This is a genomic window from Bradyrhizobium guangxiense, from assembly GCF_004114915.1.
Classification (GTDB): Bacteria; Pseudomonadota; Alphaproteobacteria; order Rhizobiales; family Xanthobacteraceae; genus Bradyrhizobium; species Bradyrhizobium guangxiense.
Map to the genome: position 1 here is coordinate 1,435,922 of NZ_CP022219.1, position 13,900 is coordinate 1,449,821.

The window sequence follows — 13,900 nt, forward strand, 5'->3', positions numbered from 1 at the left end:
TCGGCCTGACGCAAATCAGAGCAATAAGCTCTGCAAATGCGAGGGAGGGTCTCATGGAGAACGTACGTCGCTACCGGGCGCTGGCGTCCCTCTGTCGTCAGCAGGCGGCCTACCGGCCGCTCCAGAACTGGCAACTCCTCGGCCAGGCTGAACATTTCGAATATCTTGCCGAAGTCGAGCTCAAGGCGCATTTCGACGCGTGCAACCTGCGACACGACGAGAGCGCCGCAGCGGCCGCGACATGGGAGACCCCGGTCGCGGCTTGATGGCACCGGGCCGGCTCAATGCGACATCAGCGTCGGCACCGTCATGGCTTCCAGCATGGCACGGGTGACGCCGCCAAGAACGCGCTCCTGCAATCGCGAATGGCCGTAGCCGCCCATCACCAGGAGATCGAGTGCCTCATCGGCCGCCAGCGACAGGATGGTCGGTTGGATGTCGGCGCGCGTCGCCGACAGGCTGATCGTGCGGGTCGACAGTCCGCGTCGGCCGAGATGTCTTGCTAGATTGTTGGCTGACGCGTCGCCGGGGACCGCGTCGGCCTCGTTGATGGTGATGATCACGATCTCGTCGGCACGTGCCAGGAACGGCGCCGCGTCGCGCACGGCGCGGGCAGCGAGGCGGCTGCCGTCCCAGCAGATGCCGATCCGTGCCGCCTTGAAAGCTCCACGGAATGTGTAGGGCAGGAACAGCACCGGGCCGCCCGACTGGAACAGGATCTCGCCCGGCACGTCGTTGTCGAACGAGCTGTGCGCCGGATCAGGCTGAAGCACGACGCTGAGGTCGTGCAGCCGCGCCATCTCGCCGAGGGAGCCCGCCGCATCCACCGGGATCGCGCCGAGCGGGCGCAAGGTGTAGGAGACGCCGGCGTTCGCCGCTTCGATTCCGAACACCGAGAGTGCGGCTTCGGCCCGCTCCAGTGCGCGCTCGCGTTCCAGCTCGAATACGGCAGCCACCGCCGCGCCGCCCTCCATCACATAGGCAGCACTGGTTGCGACATAGCCGATCGCGACCGCGTCGAGCTGGGCGTTGAACTGCGCGGCAAGCGAAATCGAGCCCTCGACGGCTGCGCGCATGGGACGCTCGGTGGGGATGTGGACGAGAATGTCTTTGTACATGGGGCGCCTCCGATGAAGATCATTCGGTGGCTGTAGTTTTTCACTGCCCGGAGGACCCGCGTTGAGCTGCATCAAATGCGCCGGGACGATCTTTCCCTGGGTGCCCGCCCGCATATCCTTTGCCAAGATTTAATCGGACGGACGGGACGTCGTAAGGTGACGATCTCCATGTTGGACGCAAGGCGACACCTTATCCAACATGGACATTTCGACATGAACGATCACGTCAATTCCGACACCACGACGTCCCGCAAGATCTTGAGGCCGCGCCGGCTCGCGCTGCTCGGCAGCGTGGCCGCGCTCGGCGTCGCCGTGCTGGCGGCATCGCCCGCCTCTTCGCCGTTCGGCATGGCCTCCTTCATTGCGCCGGCCCAGGCCACGGAATCCGCCGCAACGCCGCCGGGCTTCGGCGATCTCGTCAGCAAGGTCAAGCCCGCCGTCATCTCGGTGCGGGTCAGGATCGACCAGGACAACGACAAGAGTGCGATGCTGCAGCAGAACCGGATGGACTCCGACGAGGACTCCCCATTCGACCAATTCTCGCGGCAGTTCGGCTTCCGCTTTCCGGGCGGTCCGAACGGCTTGCCGCGCCAGCGCCATCAGATGGTCACGGGCGAAGGCTCCGGCTTCTTCATTTCCGCCGACGGCTACGCCGTGACCAACAACCACGTCGTCGACCACGCCGAGTCGGTGCAGGTGACCATGGATGACGGCACGACCTATACCGCGAAAGTGGTCGGCACCGATCCGAAGACCGATCTGGCGCTGATCAAGGTCGACGGCAAGAAGGACTTTCCGTTCGTCAAATTCTCCGACCAGAAGCCCCGCATCGGCGACTGGGTGGTCGCGGTCGGCAATCCCTTCGGTCTCGGCGGCACCGTGACCGCCGGCATCGTTTCGGCCAGCGGCCGCGACATCGGCAACGGCCCCTATGACGATTTCATCCAGATCGACGCGCCGATCAACAAGGGCAATTCCGGCGGCCCGGCCTTCGACATGAACGGCAACGTGATCGGCGTGAACACCGCGATCTTCTCGCCCTCCGGCGGCTCGGTCGGCATCGGCTTCGACATTCCGGCCTCGACTGCAAAACTCGTCGTCGCGCAACTGAAGGACAAGGGCGCGGTGACTCGCGGCTGGCTCGGCGTGCAGGTGCAGCCGGTGACGGCAGAGATTGCCGACAGCCTCGGCCTCAAGGAGGCGCGCGGCGCGATCGTCGACAATCCGCAGGATGGCAGCCCGGCGGCGAAAGCCGGCATCGAGGCGGGGGACGTCATCACCGCCGTCAACGGCACCGCGATCAAGGACTCCCGTGATCTCGCCCGGACCATAGCCACCCTGGCCCCGGGCAGCTCGGTGAAGCTCGACGTGTTCCACAATGGCGGCACGAGAACGCTGACGCTCGCGCTCGGCGAGTTGCCGAACGAGCGGCAAGCCAAAGCGAATGGCGGCTCTGACGAGGGCAGTGGGCAGTCGAACGCGGGTGCGCCGCGCCTCGGCCTCGCCCTGGCGCCGGCCAGCGAGGTTCAGGGCGCCGGCCAGAAGGGCGTCGTCGTCACGCAGGTCGATCCGCAAGGTCCGGCCGCGCAGCGCGGCATCCAGACTGGCGACGTCATCCTCAATGTCGGCGGCAAGGCGGTTGCCAATGTCGGCGAGGTTCGGACGGAACTGGCCCAGGCCAAATCGTCCGGCAAGCGCAGCGTGCTGTTGCAGGTCAGAAGCGCCGAGGCGACGAGGTTCGTCGCGGTGCCGCTCGCGTAAGGCGAACGACTCCTCTGAACCCATCCAAAAGGGCGGCCCTTGGGCCGCCCTTTCCTTTCGCCTTCAGGATTTTCGGCGGGCTCCGATAACATTCTCGTTAACGGCAGGGATGGTGACCCGGTTCATACGAAAAAGCCGTGTTCGGCCATCACAGTTCCGATGCTCGTCAGCAACGACGCTGCCGAGCAGTTGCAAGCGTGGAACTCCGAACTTCAGGCCGCTTTGTGGAACTGGCCGGTGGTTCGTATTTGATCGGTGCCGACATGGGTCGATTGAAGCTCTCGCTGACAGGTGCGCTGCTCGTGGCGCCGCTGGTGCTGTGGGGCGGAAGCGCGCTCGGTCGTGATGACGGCCGCTACGCGAACTCGCCCCTCAAGCCGTGGTTCGACAGCCTGCGCAGCCACCTCGGTCCCTGCTGCTCGGACGCCGACGGTTTTGCCGTCTCCGACCCCGATTGGGAATCGCATAACGGGCATTATCGCGTGCGTCTCGACGGGGAGTGGATCGAAGTGCCGGACGAAGCCGTCATCACCGAGCCGAACCGCGCCGGCCGCACCATGGTGTGGCCGGTGAAGACGGCCTTCGGGATCTCGATTCGCTGCTTCATGCCCGGCAGCATGATCTGAGGCGTCAGCGTCAACGCTTGCTGGATTTGCGCTTCGACGACTTCCTGCTTGTCTTCTTGGCTGTCTTCCTGCTCGTCCGCTTCTTGGACGACTTCTTGCTCGCCTTCTTCGGGACCTTCTTGCCCTTCTTGCGCGCCTTCGACAGTCCGATTGCGATCGCCTGCTTGCGACTCTTCACGCGTCCGCCACGGCCTTTGCGACCGCTCTTTGCCGTGCCCTTCTTGTAACGTCGCATCTCGCTTTCGACCTCGCTACCGGAGCTGCGCGAGTAGCGGCGCTTCTTTGCCTTGCGTGCCATGCATGTTCTCCCTTGGCCGGGGAGAACCATTCGACACGGGCATGGTTCCGAAAGAGCGCGCGACCTTGCAGGCGAAGGCCTAGAACGAATTCGCCAGCTCGATCTCGGCTTCCAGCACCTGGATGCGCCGTGCCGCCTCGGTGAAGGACAAATCGCGCGCATATTGTGCGGGCTGATAGGCCTCTTCGCTCAGTCGTTTCAGCTTCAGTCCTTGCGCCCGGGTCATCTGCTCGGCGAGGAAGACCCTGGCGTTGAATTGACCTTGAATCTGCATCTGACTTCTCCGTCCTGCAATCGTGACTTGACTATATGTTCTTATTTTGTTCTAACAAGCCATGGACAACAGAATTAATGAAATTCGACGCAAAATCAGTGCGTTGAGGCAGGAAATGACCGCCGTCGAGGCCACCGTGCGCGATCGCGTCAACGGCGACCGCGATTGCATCGAACAGGCCCTGGCGCAGATGAATCTGCGGCGGAAGATCAATCTCGTGATCAGCGAATGGAAGGCTGCCGGCGGCGGTGATGTCCTGCCTGACGTTGGCGACCGGGTTCGCCATCGTCTCGTCAAGACAATCGGCAATTCCGCGCGCGCGAGCATGCGGCGCTGAAACCTTCGAGGGCGGCGCTGTGGAGGAGGACCCGGAAACTTACCGAATCTTGAGGCGACGCGCCGAGATTCTCGAACTGGGGTCTGCCATCCGGCAATTGCAGCGCGCGCGTCTCGAGGACGCTGCGGCCCAGATCTTGATCGGACGCAAGCGGGCGCAGCTCGAGCATCTCGTGAAGGCGAATGCTGCTACGCATGATCCGGAAACGTGCGAAGCGGTTTTCCGCAAAGATCATGCGCAAACAACAATCTAAAGCGCGATGACGATTCATCTAAATGCCATCGCGCTTTAGCCGCGGCTCAACCTTGCATCGCGCCGTCCGCAATGAACTGATGCGGACGCCGGATGACGTGTCGCTCGATGGCTGATCGCGCATCAAGAAAAAGCCCCGCGTCGGCGCGGGGCTTTGATGTCGTGCCGGCCTGAGCTCACTTGGTGTTGGTCATGCCCTTGCTGTTCTGGTTGGTCATGGTGCCGCCCTGGTCTGAGCCGGGGCCCGAGCCGCCTTGGCCCGAGGGATCTGCGCCCTTGGACGACTTGGTGTTGGCGCCCGTGGTCTGCGACGACGACACGGAGGATCCATGTTTCGCCTTGTGCGACTTGGCCTGCGCGGCGAGCGGTGCGGCGGCGAGGCCGGCTGCCAGCATTGCGGTGAGAACGAGCTTTGCCGTTGTCATGCGAGGGAACTCCCTGGGTTAAATTGACGCAGGCAGCCAACCGCCATTTGCCGCAGGAGTTCCCAACAAAGCTCCCGCCGCGCTTCACGCGTGCTTCAAGATTGCTTGTCCTCGACGAGGATGAACACGACGCCGGTGAGCGTCGCGCCGATCGTGAATGTCGTCACCAAGGTGAGCGCGAAGACCATCGCGGCCTGGCTTCCCCCGCTGTTGAGCAGGTTCGCGACGGCTGGATTGCACAGGACCAGCGCGAGACTGAAGGAGAGGCCGAGGGCCGCTCCCATCATGGCATGCGTCATCAGCTTGACGAGGCCGCTCGCAGAGATCAGGTCCGACGACTTTTTCGCGCGCATGGGAACCGCATCCCGATCTGGCGGGCAACGCGGGCGATATGCGCCGGTTCCAATTGAATGAAGGAATTGTCATCGCCGGCTTCATCCGACGTTCATGCCGGGCTTGCGAGGATGAGCGCCAGCAAAACGGGAACATAGATATGGGTAAGGTAGTCTTTCTTTACCGCTCGCTGGCCTATCGCAACGCGGCCGCGGACATTCTGCGCAAGGCGCGCAAGCTGCCGCGCGGCGCGGAGCGAAGCGCGGCTCGCCGCTATGCCAGGGCGCTCCGCGATCTCGCCCGAACGGAAGCCTGGCTCGAAGGCCGCATCGCACGCGAGCCGCGGACGGCGCGACGCATGACCAGCGTGGCGTCCGGCTAATGCTTTGCCGCTCCGTTTGAAGCCGCGCGGAAGGCGCATGCTTCTCGTCTTGACGTGCCTTCTCGACGCGAGCCGATCGCCACTTCGCCGGAAAAGGCTCTAACCGGATGCGCGCTGCAATTCGGCGGAGCTGGCGTCCTCGAATTTGCCGGTTGCGGTCGTCGTCGCCGTCTTGCGTGTCAATGGCACCTGCAGACGGCACAACAGGCCTTCGGCTCGCCAATCGAACTGCGCCTGTCCGCCAAGCTGGGACTCGACGCTCGCAAGCAGGCTTCGCGTGCCGAAGCCGCGCGATTTCGGCGTCATGACGAGCGGACCGCCGGATTCTTCCCAGCTCAGCGTGAGCAACTGGTCCTCGACCTGCCAGCCGATCGTGAGCCGCCCCGACCTGGTCGAGAGGGCGCCATACTTGGCCGAGTTGGTGAAGAGCTCGTGTAGCGCGAGCGCCAGCGTCTGGGCCGTCGCCGGCAGCAACTGAACTTCCGGCCCCGCCAACACGATCTGGTCGCCAAGCGAATAGGGCGCCAACTCCTCGTCGATCAGTTTGGAGAGCTCGGCGCCCTGCCAGCTCGACAGCGACAGGATGGTGTGCACGCGCGCCAGCGCGTTGATGCGTCCTTCGACGGCGTTGACATAGGCCTTGACCTCGTCGGCGCGGGTGAGGCGCACGATCGACTGCGCCAGCGCCAGCGCATTCTTGGCGCGATGATCGACTTCCCGCGCCAGCAGATTCTGCCGTTCCTCGGCACGCTTGCGTTCGGTGATGTCCACGGTGACGCCGCTGACGCGCACGACGCGGCTGCTATCGTCCACCGTGGCTGCCGCCGTGCCGACACACCAGCGCACCTCCCCGTCGGGCCGTATGATGCGGAACTCGGTCTCATAGGCCCGCGCGCCCTTGTTGAACTCGGCAATCGCCTTGCGCAACTGATCGACGTCATCGGGATGCAGCAGCGCCTGAACGTTGGCCGGGTTGACCTCGAAGCTCTCGGGGTTGACGCCAAAGATGCGATATTGCCCCTCGTCCCACATCCAGTCGCCGCTGATCCAGTCCCAGTCCCAGGAACCCATCTTGCCGGCCGCGATCGCCATGCTGCGCCGCTGTTCGCTCTCGCGCAGCTTCGCCGTGGAGTTCTCCAGCTCCGCCGTGCGGGCGCGGACGCGATCCTCGAGCTCCTGGTTCAGCCGTTCAAGCTCGCGGGTCTTGCGGTAAAGCTCGGCAAACACCTTGATCTTGGCGCGCAGCACCTCCGGCACGACCGGGACCGGCACATAATCGACCGCGCCCATCTCGTAGCCGCGCAGCCGGTCGATGTCGCTGACCTGGATGGCGGAGATGAAGATCATCGCGGTCTTCTGGAAGCGCGGATGCTCGCGGATCATCGCGGCGAGCTCGAAGCCGTCGAGCTCGGGCATGCAGACGTCGACCAGGATCACCGCGATCTCGGTCTTGAGCAGCACCTCCAGCGCCTCGCGCCCGGACGAGGCGATCACGAGGTTTTCGCCGAGATCCTTCAAGATCACCTCATAGGCGAGCAGCTTGGCCGGCTGGTCGTCGACGAGGAGGATGTTGACCTTTTCGTGGTCCATTCGCGGATCCAACTCAGCGGTGCAGCCACATGCGGATCGCAAGCAGCAATTGATCGGTGTTGACGGGTTTGGCGAGGTAGTCGGACGCGCCGGCCTCCAGGCATTTTTCGCGGTCGCCCTTCATCGCCTTGGCGGTCAGTGCGATGATCGGAAGGCGGGCGAAGGCCGGATTTTCGCGAATGACGCCGATGGTCTGATAGCCATCCATCTGCGGCATCATGATGTCCATCAGCACGATGGCGATTTCCGGATTGGATTCGACCAGCGCCACCGCCTCGCTGCCGGTCGTGGCGGTCAGCACCTTCATGCCGCGCCGCTCCAGCACGCTCGACAGCGCGAAGATGTTGCGGGCGTCGTCGTCGACGAGCAGAGCGGTCTTGCCGATCAGGTCCTCGTCGGAGCTGTTCAGCTTCTCCAGCATGCGCTGCTTCTCGATCGGAAGCTCCGTGATCACGCGGTGCAGGAACAGTGCAGTTTCGTCGAGCAGCCGTTCCGGCGATTCCACGCCCTTGACCACGATGCTGCGTGCCATGGTGTGGAGTTCCGCGTCCTCCTCCGCCGAAAGCTCACGGCCGGTGAAGACGACAACCGGAACGTTCGACAGCGCCTCGTCATTGCGGATCTGGTCCAGCACCTCGAAGCCGCTCATGTCGGGCAGCCTGAGGTCGAGCACCACGCAGTCGCAGGGCGCCTCGCGCAGCGTCGAGAGTGCGCCGGCGCCGGTGGCAGTCGTCACGATCTCGATGTCGTCGTGATGCAGCAGCTCGCGGATCGAGAGCTGCTCGGCCTCGTTGTCCTCGACGATCAGGAGTCGTTTGCGTCGCGGCCGCGCATATTCCTTGATTTGGGTCAGGGCGGCGGCGACGCCCTCGGTCGTCGTCGGCTTGTTGACGAAGGAGAACGCGCCACGCGCCAGCGCGTGCTGGCGGTCCTCGTCGAGCGTGATGATCTGCACGGGGATGTGACGGGTCAGCGGATTGTGCTTGAGCTGGCTCAGCACGGTCCAGCCCAGCATGTCGGGCAGGAACACGTCGAGCGAGACCGCTCTCGGCTGGTATTGCTTGGCGAGCTCCAGCGCCTCCGCGCCGCGGGCGGCGACCAGCACCTTGAACCCCTTGTCACGCGCGAGGTCGACGAGCACGCGCGCATAATGCGGGTCGTCCTCGACGATCAGAAGGATGCTGTCGCCAGGCTCGAGGTTGAGCCGGTCGTCGGGAAGCTGCTCGATGACGCGCTGCTGGTCAGGTGCGGCCGGCTGCAGCGCCGGTGGCTGGTTGTGTTGCTGTGGCGCCGGCGCAGCACGCGGCGCGAGCGTCGGGCCGGAATATTTCAACGGCAGGTAAAGCGTGAAGGACGAGCCCTTGCCGGGCGCGCTGCGCAGATGGATCTCGCCGCCGAGCAGGCTCGCGAGCTCGCGGCTGATCGCAAGGCCAGGGCCGGTGCCGCCATATTTGCGGCTGGGGCCGGCGTCGGCCTGCTGGAACGCCTCGAAGATCAGCTTCTGCTTTTCCGGGGGAATGCCGATGCCGGTATCGGACACTTCGAACGCGATCACGGCAGGCGCGGAGTTCAGCACCGGGTGATCGGTTCCCCAGCCACCGACCGCGGCGGTGACCTTCAGGCGGACCTCGCCCTCGGCGGTGAACTTGAAGGCGTTGGAGAGCAGGTTCTTCAGCACCTGTTGCAAGCGCTTGGAGTCGGTGACGATGCTGCGTGGAAGGGTCGGATCGACGTCGATCTTGAACGACAGATTGCGGTTTTCCGCCTCGTGCCGGAACGGCCGTCCGACGGTCTCGAGCAGGTTCGCGGTCAGGATCTCCTCGGCGTCGACCGTCACCGTGCCGGATTCGATCTTGGACAGATCCAGGATGTCGCTGATGAGATTGAGCAGGTCGGTGCCGGCGCCGTGGATGGTGCGGGCGAACTCGACCTGCTTGGCCGTGAGATTGCCGTCCGGGTTGTCGGTGAGCTGCTGTCCGAGGATCAGGATCGAGTTCAGCGGCGTGCGCAGCTCGTGGCTCATATTGGCGAGGAATTCGGACTTGTACTTCGAGGTGAGTGCAAGCTCGGTGGCCTTTTCCTCCAGGGCGCGGCGGGCCTGCTCGATCTCCTGGTTCTTGCGCTCGACCTCGACGTTGCGCTCGGCGAGCTGCTGTGCCTTCTGCTCGAGCTGGTCGTTGGTCTGCTGCAATTCGCGCTGCTGGGTCTGGAGCTCGCCGGCGAGCTGCTGCGACTGCTTGAGCAGACCTTCGGTCTGCATCGTCGCTTCGATCGAATTGAGCACGATGCCGATGGAGTCGGTGAGCTGCTCCAGGAACGTCATCTGCGAGGTCGTGAAGGAGACGAGCGAGGCGAGCTCGATCACGGCCTTCACCTGGCCTTCGAACAGCACCGGCAGCACGACGAGGTTCTTCGGCGCGACGCGGAACAGCGCCGAGTTGATCGGCACCACGTCGGGCGGAATGTCGGCGACCACGCGCGGCCGCTTGTCGAGCGCGCATTGGCCGATCAGTCCGTCGCCGAACTGCAGCACGCGCTGATACGGATAGATGCCGTCGCTGGCGTAGGACGCCAGCAGCAGGAGCTGCGGATTGTCCTCGTTCTCGACCTGGTAGATCACGCCGGTATGCGCGTTCACCAGCGGCGACAGCTCGGTCAGCAGCAGCCGCCCGACCGTGGTGAGGTCGCGCTGGCCCTGGAGCATGTTGGTGAATTTGGCGAGGTTGGTTTTCAGCCAGTCCTGCTCGGTGTTCACGTCCGTCGTAAGACGGAGATTCGTGATCATCGTGTTGATGTTGTCCTTCAGTTCGGCCATTTCGCCGCGCGCATCGACCTGAATCGAGCGCGTCAGGTCGCCCTTGGTCACGGCGGTCGCGACCTCGGCAATGGCGCGCACCTGCGAAGTCAGGTTGGCGGCGAGCAGGTTGACGTTGCCGGTGAGGTCCTTCCAGGTGCCGGCCGCGCTCGGCACGTTGGCCTGGCCGCCGAGCCGGCCTTCGACGCCTACCTCGCGCGCCACGCTGGTCACCTGATCGGCAAACGTCGCGAGCGTCTCGGTCATGTTGTTGATGGTGTCGGCCAGCGCGGCGACTTCGCCCTTCGACTTCACGGTGAGCTGCTGCTTCAAGTCGCCGTCGGCAACAGCGGTCACCACCTTGACGATGCCGCGCACCTGTTCGGTCAGGTTCGCCGCCATGAAGTTCACGGTGTCGGTGAGGTCCTTCCAGGTGCCGGCGACGCCGGGCACCTGGGCCTGGCCGCCGAGCTTGCCTTCGGTGCCGACCTCGCGAGCCACGCGCGTGACTTCGCCGGCGAAGGCGTTGAGCTGGTCCACCATGGTGTTGATGGTGTTCTTCAGCTCGAGAATTTCGCCCTTCACGTCGACGGTGATCTTGCGCGACAAGTCGCCGCGCGCGACGGCGGTGGTGACCTCGGCGATGTTGCGGACCTGGGTGGTGAGGTTCGCCGCCAGCAGGTTGACGTTGTCGGTCAGATCCTTCCAGGTGCCGCCGACGCCGGGCACGACGGCCTGGCCGCCGAGCCGGCCCTCGGTGCCGACCTCGCGCGCGACGCGCGTCACTTCGGCCGCGAAGGAGCGGAGTTGCTCGACCATGGTGTTCAAGGTGTCCTTGAGCAACAGGATCTCGCCGCGCACGTCCACCGTGATCTTCTTCGACAGGTCGCCGCCGGCGATCGCGGTCGCGACCTCGGCGATGTTGCGGACCTGGGCCGTGAGGTTCGAGGCCATGAAGTTGACGTTGTCGGTGAGGTCCTTCCAGGTGCCGGCGACGCCGGGCACCTCGGCCTGGCCGCCGAGCTTGCCTTCGGTGCCGACCTCGCGTGCCACGCGCGTCACTTCGCCGGCAAAGCCGTTGAGCTGGTCCACCATGGTGTTGATGGTGTTCTTCAGCTCGAGGATTTCACCCTTCACGTCCACGGTGATCTTGCGCGACAAGTCACCGCGCGCCACGGCGGTGGTGACCTCGGCGATGTTGCGGACCTGGGCGGTGAGGTTGCCCGCCATCGAGTTCACGGAATCGGTGAGGTCCTTCCAGGTACCGGCGACGCCGGGCACGTTGGCCTGGCCGCCGAGGCGGCCTTCGGTGCCGACCTCGCGCGCCACGCGCGTCACCTCGCCCGCGAAGCGGTTGAGCTGGTCGACCATCGTGTTCAGCGTGTCCTTGAGCTGCAGGATCTCGCCGCGCACGTCCACGGTGATCTTGCGCGACAGGTCGCCGCCGGCGATCGCGGTCGCGACCTCCGCGATGTTGCGGACCTGGGCGGTGAGGTTGCCCGCCATCGAGTTCACGGAGTCGGTCAGGTCCTTCCAGGTGCCGGCGACGCCGGGCACGCCAGCCTGGCCGCCGAGCTTGCCGTCGGTGCCGACCTCGCGCGCCACGCGCGTGACTTCGCCGGCGAAGGCGTTGAGCTGGTCGACCATCGTGTTCAGCGTCTCCTTCAGCTGAAGGATCTCGCCCGACACGTTCACCGTGATCTTCTTCGACAAATCGCCCTTGGCGACCGCGGTCGCGACCTCGGCGATGTTGCGGACCTGGCCGGTCAGGTTCGAGGCCATCGAGTTGACGCTGTCGGTGAGATCCTTCCAGGTGCCGCCGACGCCGCGCACGACGGCCTGGCCGCCGAGCTTGCCTTCGGTGCCGACCTCGCGCGCCACGCGCGTGACTTCGCCGGCGAAGGCGTTGAGCTGGTCGACCATGGTGTTGATGGTGTCCTTCAGCTCCAGGATCTCGCCGCGCACGTCCACCGTGATCTTCTTCGACAGGTCGCCGCCGGCGACCGCGGTCGTCACCTCGGCGATGTTGCGGACCTGAGCGGTCAGGTTCGAGGCCATCGAGTTGACGCTCTCCGTGAGGTCCTTCCAGGTGCCGGCCACGCCGAGAACGTTGGCCTGGCCGCCGAGCCGGCCCTCGGTGCCGACCTCGCGCGCCACCCGCGTGACTTCGCCGGCGAAGGCGTTGAGCTGGTCGACCATGGTGTTGAGCGTCTCCTTCAGCTGAAGGATTTCGCCGGAGACGTTCACCGTGATCTTCTTCGAGAGGTCGCCGCTCGCGATTGCCGTGGCGACGTCGGCGATGTTGCGGACCTGCGCGGTCAGGTTCGAGGCCATGAAGTTGACGTTGTCGGTGAGGTCCTTCCAGGTGCCGGCCACACCGGGGACCTGCGCCTGGCCGCCGAGCTTGCCCTCGGTGCCGACCTCGCGCGCCACGCGCGTCACTTCGGAGGCGAACGAGTTGAGCTGGTCCACCATGGTGTTGATGGTGTCCTTCAGCTCCAGGATCTCGCCGCGGACGTCCACCGTGATCTTGCGCGACAGGTCGCCGCGCGCCACGGCAGTGGTGACGTTGGCGATGTTGCGCACCTGTGCGGTCAGGTTGCCGCACATCGCGTTGACGGAGTCGGTCAGGTCCTTCCAGGTGCCGGCAACGCCGGGCACGATGGCCTGGCCGCCGAGCTTGCCGTCGGTGCCGACCTCGCGCGCCACGCGCGTCACTTCGGAGGCGAAGGAGCGCAGCTGGTCCACCATCGTGTTGATGGCTTCCTTGAGCTGGAGGATCTCGCCGCGGACGTCGACCGTGATCTTCTTGGAGAGATCGCCGTTGGCGACCGCAATCGTCACCTCGGCGATGTTGCGAACCTGGTTGGTGAGGTTGTTCGCCATCGAGTTGACGCTCTCGGTGAGGTCCTTCCAGACGCCGGTCACCTCAGGCACCTGGGCCTGGCCGCCGAGCTTGCCTTCGGTGCCGACCTCGCGCGCCACGCGCGTCACCTCGGAGGTGAACACGCCGAGCTGCTTGATCATGGTGTTGACGATGGTCGCCGACTGCAAGAACTCGCCGCGGAGCGGGCGGCCGTCGACGTCGAGCTTGACGGTCTGGAGCAGGTCGCCTTGGGCGACGGCGGCGACCGCGCGTGTCACCTCGCGTGTCGGCCACAACAGGTCGTCGATCAGCGTGTTGACAGAACCTTCCATGTCGGCCCAGGAGCCCGAGGCAAGGCCGAATTTCACGCGCTGCCGGGTCTTGCCTTCGCGGCCGACCACTTGGCCGACCAGCTCGAGCTGCTGCGCCATGCGCTGGTTGGCGGCGATGATTTCATTAAAAGTGTCGGCGATCTTGCCGTCGATGCCGAGATAGTCGCCGCTCATGCGCACCGAGAAATCGCCGCTGCGCATCGCCTGCAGGGCCAGCAGCAATTCGGCCCGGGAATCCGGGTCCGACACACCGTTGGTTTTTGGCTTTGGGACACGACGACCGGAGCGTGATGCAGTTCCGGGATCGAGGTCGCTCATACTGATTCCCCCGCAGGCGCCGGCCGAATCCAAGGCAAGACGCGTTTGGTCAAAATAGAGCGTCAGCCAAATTCGAAATCAAGCGCCAAGGTCGCGGCGCGAGGAAATGGAACCTGCCTTGCTCAGCCCGACGAAAGTAACGCCGCTCCCCCCGGATTGGTTCCACGCGAATTCGGAAAGAAGTGGACTCCGCC

Annotated in this window: 13 protein-coding genes; 4 read left to right on the forward strand and 9 right to left on the reverse strand. The window is 64.9% G+C overall.

Features of this window, described 5'->3' with window-relative positions; all coding sequences use genetic code 11:
* Window positions 1-53: 53 nt before the first annotated feature.
* A complete protein-coding gene (locus X268_RS06780; RefSeq protein WP_128924210.1) occupies window positions 54-266 on the forward strand; it encodes a hypothetical protein in 213 nt (70 codons plus the stop codon).
* A 15-nt stretch (window positions 267-281) separates the two neighbouring features.
* Here X268_RS06780 and X268_RS06785 read toward each other — a convergent pair whose 3' ends face one another.
* Entirely contained in the window at window positions 282-1,118 is an 837-nt protein-coding gene (locus X268_RS06785) for a universal stress protein (protein ID WP_164937580.1), read from the reverse strand.
* 213 nt (window positions 1,119-1,331) lie between these two features.
* Here X268_RS06785 and X268_RS06790 point away from each other — a divergent pair, with 213 nt between their 5' ends.
* Both X268_RS06790 and X268_RS06795 read left to right on the forward strand, forming a co-directional pair.
* A complete protein-coding gene (locus X268_RS06790) occupies window positions 1,332-2,879 on the forward strand; it encodes a Do family serine endopeptidase (RefSeq protein WP_164937581.1) in 1,548 nt (515 codons plus the stop codon).
* 263 nt (window positions 2,880-3,142) lie between these two features.
* Window positions 3,143-3,505: a hypothetical protein gene (locus tag X268_RS06795; RefSeq protein ID WP_164937582.1), complete on the forward strand. Its 363-nt coding sequence runs from the start codon at window positions 3,143-3,145 to the stop codon at window positions 3,503-3,505.
* A 10-nt stretch (window positions 3,506-3,515) separates the two neighbouring features.
* Here X268_RS06795 and X268_RS06800 read toward each other — a convergent pair whose 3' ends face one another.
* The 6 genes from X268_RS06800 to X268_RS06825 all read right to left on the reverse strand — a co-directional run bounded on the left by X268_RS06800 (window position 3,516) and on the right by X268_RS06825 (window position 5,444).
* Window positions 3,516-3,803, reverse strand: coding sequence for a DUF6496 domain-containing protein (locus X268_RS06800; protein WP_128924213.1), 288 nt, complete (start codon window positions 3,801-3,803; stop codon window positions 3,516-3,518).
* A gap of 79 nt (window positions 3,804-3,882) precedes the next feature.
* A complete protein-coding gene (locus X268_RS06805) occupies window positions 3,883-4,077 on the reverse strand; it encodes a DUF3072 domain-containing protein (protein WP_128924214.1) in 195 nt (64 codons plus the stop codon).
* Between the two features lie 31 nt (window positions 4,078-4,108).
* Complete coding sequence (locus X268_RS40685; protein WP_164937583.1) at window positions 4,109-4,363, reverse strand: hypothetical protein; 255 nt, start codon at window positions 4,361-4,363, stop codon at window positions 4,109-4,111.
* 7 nt (window positions 4,364-4,370) lie between these two features.
* Window positions 4,371-4,655, reverse strand: coding sequence for a hypothetical protein (locus tag X268_RS40840; protein ID WP_164937584.1), 285 nt, complete (start codon window positions 4,653-4,655; stop codon window positions 4,371-4,373).
* Between the two features lie 187 nt (window positions 4,656-4,842).
* Window positions 4,843-5,091 carry a hypothetical protein gene (locus X268_RS06820; protein WP_128924217.1) on the reverse strand — a complete coding sequence of 83 codons (249 nt, stop codon included), beginning with the start codon at window positions 5,089-5,091 and terminating at the stop codon, window positions 4,843-4,845.
* A gap of 95 nt (window positions 5,092-5,186) precedes the next feature.
* On the reverse strand, window positions 5,187-5,444 hold the full coding sequence (locus X268_RS06825; protein ID WP_128924218.1) for a hypothetical protein: 258 nt from the start codon (window positions 5,442-5,444) through the stop codon (window positions 5,187-5,189).
* A 140-nt stretch (window positions 5,445-5,584) separates the two neighbouring features.
* Here X268_RS06825 and X268_RS06830 point away from each other — a divergent pair, with 140 nt between their 5' ends.
* The gene (locus tag X268_RS06830; RefSeq protein WP_128924219.1) at window positions 5,585-5,806 is read left to right on the forward strand and encodes a hypothetical protein; all 222 of its coding nucleotides are present in this window, start codon (window positions 5,585-5,587) and stop codon (window positions 5,804-5,806) included.
* Window positions 5,807-5,905: 99 nt separating this feature from the next.
* Here the strand turns inward: X268_RS06830 and X268_RS06835 are convergent, their stop codons facing one another.
* Both X268_RS06835 and X268_RS06840 read right to left on the reverse strand, forming a co-directional pair.
* The gene (locus X268_RS06835; protein WP_128924220.1) at window positions 5,906-7,396 is read right to left on the reverse strand and encodes an HWE histidine kinase domain-containing protein; all 1,491 of its coding nucleotides are present in this window, start codon (window positions 7,394-7,396) and stop codon (window positions 5,906-5,908) included.
* A 13-nt stretch (window positions 7,397-7,409) separates the two neighbouring features.
* The gene (locus X268_RS06840) at window positions 7,410-13,706 is read right to left on the reverse strand and encodes a HAMP domain-containing protein (RefSeq protein WP_128924221.1); all 6,297 of its coding nucleotides are present in this window, start codon (window positions 13,704-13,706) and stop codon (window positions 7,410-7,412) included.
* Window positions 13,707-13,900 lie beyond the last annotated feature (194 nt).

Coding starts and splice junctions, on each gene's coding strand:
- X268_RS06785 (WP_164937580.1), bottom strand. CDS start 1,118: ATGTACAAAGACATTCTCGTCCACATCCCCACCGAGCGTCCCATGCGC.
- X268_RS06820 (WP_128924217.1), bottom strand. CDS start 5,091: ATGACAACGGCAAAGCTCGTTCTCACCGCAATGCTGGCAGCCGGCCTC.
- X268_RS40685 (WP_164937583.1), bottom strand. CDS start 4,363: ATGGCGAACCCGGTCGCCAACGTCAGGCAGGACATCACCGCCGCCGGC.
- X268_RS06790 (WP_164937581.1), top strand. CDS start 1,332: ATGAACGATCACGTCAATTCCGACACCACGACGTCCCGCAAGATCTTG.
- X268_RS06795 (WP_164937582.1), top strand. CDS start 3,143: ATGGGTCGATTGAAGCTCTCGCTGACAGGTGCGCTGCTCGTGGCGCCG.
- X268_RS06805 (WP_128924214.1), bottom strand. CDS start 4,077: ATGCAGATTCAAGGTCAATTCAACGCCAGGGTCTTCCTCGCCGAGCAG.
- X268_RS06800 (WP_128924213.1), bottom strand. CDS start 3,803: ATGGCACGCAAGGCAAAGAAGCGCCGCTACTCGCGCAGCTCCGGTAGC.
- X268_RS06825 (WP_128924218.1), bottom strand. CDS start 5,444: ATGCGCGCGAAAAAGTCGTCGGACCTGATCTCTGCGAGCGGCCTCGTC.
- X268_RS06780 (WP_128924210.1), top strand. CDS start 54: ATGGAGAACGTACGTCGCTACCGGGCGCTGGCGTCCCTCTGTCGTCAG.
- X268_RS06835 (WP_128924220.1), bottom strand. CDS start 7,396: ATGGACCACGAAAAGGTCAACATCCTCCTCGTCGACGACCAGCCGGCC.
- X268_RS06830 (WP_128924219.1), top strand. CDS start 5,585: ATGGGTAAGGTAGTCTTTCTTTACCGCTCGCTGGCCTATCGCAACGCG.
- X268_RS06840 (WP_128924221.1), bottom strand. CDS start 13,706: ATGAGCGACCTCGATCCCGGAACTGCATCACGCTCCGGTCGTCGTGTC.